At 73.8% G+C, this 2,592-nt stretch carries 5 protein-coding genes; 3 read left to right on the top strand and 2 right to left on the bottom strand.

The genetic code is table 11. The features are described 5' to 3' along the window. Positions 1–206, top strand: a 206-nt coding sequence (locus H5J29_RS28835) for a hypothetical protein (protein WP_181784130.1), incomplete at its 5' end; no start/stop codon positions are given. An 86-nt stretch (positions 207–292) separates the two neighbouring features. Here H5J29_RS28835 and H5J29_RS28840 read toward each other — a convergent pair. Both H5J29_RS28840 and H5J29_RS28845 read right to left on the bottom strand, forming a co-directional pair. After that, positions 293–901, bottom strand: coding sequence for a LytR C-terminal domain-containing protein (locus tag H5J29_RS28840; RefSeq protein ID WP_312858463.1), 609 nt, complete (start codon positions 899–901; stop codon positions 293–295). 19 nt (positions 902–920) lie between these two features. Beyond that, on the bottom strand, positions 921–1,229 hold the full coding sequence (locus H5J29_RS28845) for a DUF3263 domain-containing protein (RefSeq protein ID WP_181784131.1): 309 nt from the start codon (positions 1,227–1,229) through the stop codon (positions 921–923). A 140-nt stretch (positions 1,230–1,369) separates the two neighbouring features. Here H5J29_RS28845 and H5J29_RS28850 point away from each other — a divergent pair, with 140 nt between their 5' ends. Together H5J29_RS28850 and H5J29_RS28855 are read left to right on the top strand one after the other, a co-directional pair. Continuing rightward, the gene (locus H5J29_RS28850; RefSeq protein WP_181784132.1) at positions 1,370–1,945 is read left to right on the top strand and encodes a peptide deformylase; all 576 of its coding nucleotides are present in this window, start codon (positions 1,370–1,372) and stop codon (positions 1,943–1,945) included. Between the two features lie 59 nt (positions 1,946–2,004). Beyond that, positions 2,005–2,592: S1C family serine protease (locus H5J29_RS28855; protein WP_181784133.1), on the top strand; the 588-nt coding region annotated here is incomplete at its 3' end.

Below are 2,592 nucleotides of genomic sequence, written 5' to 3' on the forward strand. Positions count from 1 at the left end.
TCGCGGCGGACCTGGAGGGCTACTCGGCCGCGGACTGCGCCGCGATCCTGCGCGAGGCCGCGCTCACGGCGATGCGCGAGTCGCTCGACGCCAGCGAGGTGACGGCCGCGCACCTGGCCCAGGCACGCCGCAACGTCCCCCCGAGCCTCGACCCGTTCCAGGTCGCGGAGCTCGAGGCCTACGCCGCCCGCCGCTCGGCCGACTGACCGCACGACCCGGGAACGGCAGGGGCTGCAACGCGGACGGCGCGCCCCGGGGATCCGGGACGCGCCGTCGCTGGGGAGCGGACCGACTAGGCGCTGCGGAAGTCGCGCGTGACGATCACGATGAGGCCCGGGCTGGCGTCCTGGATGCCCTGGAAGCGCGGCTCCACGCGGAGCCCGTACTCCTGGGCCAGCCGTTCCGCCGAGGCCTGCTCGCCGGTGCCGGGGCGGTAGTAGACGGTGCTGGTCGGGATGACCCCGTCCGGGTAGTTGGTGGTGTCCGAGACCGTCCAGCCGCCGCGCTGGAAGTCCGACGCCGCCGTGGCCGCGAGCCCGCTGATCGTGCTGTTGTTGTAGATCCGCAGCGGGATCGTGGGGGCGACCCCCGAGCCACTCCCACCCGTCGCGCCGACGCCGCTGTCCGCGGCCACCGGGGGCGCCACGGGCGCGGGGGTGGTCGTGGGCGTCGCGAGGTCCGTCGGCGTGGGGGTGAACGACGGCACCGGGACCTCGTTCGAGTCCGGGGTGGCCGGGGCGACGGACGCGGTGGGCGGGGCGGCCGTGGCGTCCTCACCCTGGTCCGAGCCACCGCCCGTGCCGAGGGAGACCAAGCCGATGACGGCCGCGGCGACCGCGACCCCGATCAGGGCGATGCCGCCGATCCTGGTCGGCGACGGTCCTCCGGACGGTGCGGTCACCTCGGGCCTCCGGTGCGGGTCACCAGGGCTCCATCCCCAGCCTGCGGGCGGCACGGGTCCGCTGGCGGCTGGCACGCAGCCGCCGCAGCCGCCGGACGAGCAGCGGGTCGGCCGCGAGCGCCTCCGGCGTGTCGACCAGCGCGTTGAGCACCTGGTAGTAGCGGGTGGCGGACATGTCGAACAGCTCGCGGATGGCCTGCTCCTTGGCCCCCTGGTACTTCCACCACTGGCCCTCGAAGGCGAGGATCTCGCGCTCCCGGCGGTCCAGCTCACGGGTGGGCCTGCCGCTGGGGCGACCCTCCTCGCGGGGTTCGGTGGCGGACTCCATCACGCTCCTGCCGACGCTCCTCCACGGAATGACACGGCTGTCATTCGCGGGCGCCATTGAACCACGGGGCGCCGACGGAGACCGTCGGGACGCGCCACCCGTGGGCGTGAATCGTCGATCGAGACATTACTGTCACCCGGGTGGCCGTCCGACCCATCGTCATCATCGGTGATCCCGTCCTGCACACCCCCACACGCCCCGTCGAGACCTTCGACGAGGAGCTGGCGGTCCTGGTCGCGGACATGTTCGACACCATGGCGGCCGCCCACGGCGTGGGTCTGGCGGCCAACCAGATCGGCGTCGACCTTCGGGTCTTCGTCTACGACTGCCCCGACGAGGTCACCCGCACGATGAAGCGGGGCGTCGTGTGCAACCCCGTGCTCGAGACCTCGGAGCTGCCCGGCGAGCGGATGCCGGACCCGGAGGACGACGAGGAGGGCTGCCTGTCGGTCCCCGGCGAGCAGTTCCCGACGGGCCGGGCGGACTGGGCCAAGGTCACCGGCACGGACGAGAAGGGCAACCCGGTCGAGGTCGAGGGCACCGGGTTCCTCGCCCGCTGTCTGCAGCACGAGACCGACCACCTCGACGGCGTGATCTACGTCGACCGGCTCGTGGGGCGCAACGCCAGGGCGGCCAGGAAGGCCCTGCGCAAACGCGGCTTCGGCGAGGCGGGCAACGCCTGGGACCCGGCGAGCCGCGAAGCCGAGGACGTCTAGGAACACCGGGGCGTCCCACGTCGTTGAGTCTCCTGCAACGGTGTAATCAGGAGGCTCTCATGGCCGAGCTCGACGCCTACTCGCGCACGGTCTCCGCGGTCGCCGCGGAGCTCACCCCCAAGGTCGCCGCGGTCCGGTTCGGCCGCGGCACCGGCTCGGCCGTGGTCGTCGGGCCGCGGGAGCTGGTCACGAACGCGCACGTCGTGGGTCGGTCGCAGACCGGCCGCGCGGACTTCGGCGACGGTTCCCAGGTCGCCGTGCGGGTCGTCGGGGCCGATCCGCTGTCCGATCTCGCCCTGCTCCGGGCCGACGGCGACCTCCCCGACCCCGTCCGGCTCGGCAGTGCCGACGAGCTCGTCGTCGGGCAGCTCGTGGTGGCCGTCGGGAACCCGCTCGGCCTCGCGGGCTCGGTCACCGCGGGCGTGGTCTCGGCACTCGGCCGCGCCCTGCCCACCCGATCCGGCAGCGCGGGCCGCGTGGTCGAGGACGTGATCCAGACCGACGCCGCGCTGAACCCCGGCAACTCCGGCGGCGCCCTCGCCGACTCGCACGGTCGGGTCGTCGGGATCAACACCGCGGTGGCGGGTACGGGTCTCGGCCTCGCGGTCCCGGTCAACACCACCACGCGTCGGATCGTCGACGCCCTG

Source organism: Pseudonocardia pini (genome assembly GCF_013870575.1).
GTDB classification, from domain to species: Bacteria; Actinomycetota; Actinomycetes; order Mycobacteriales; family Pseudonocardiaceae; genus Pseudonocardia; species Pseudonocardia pini.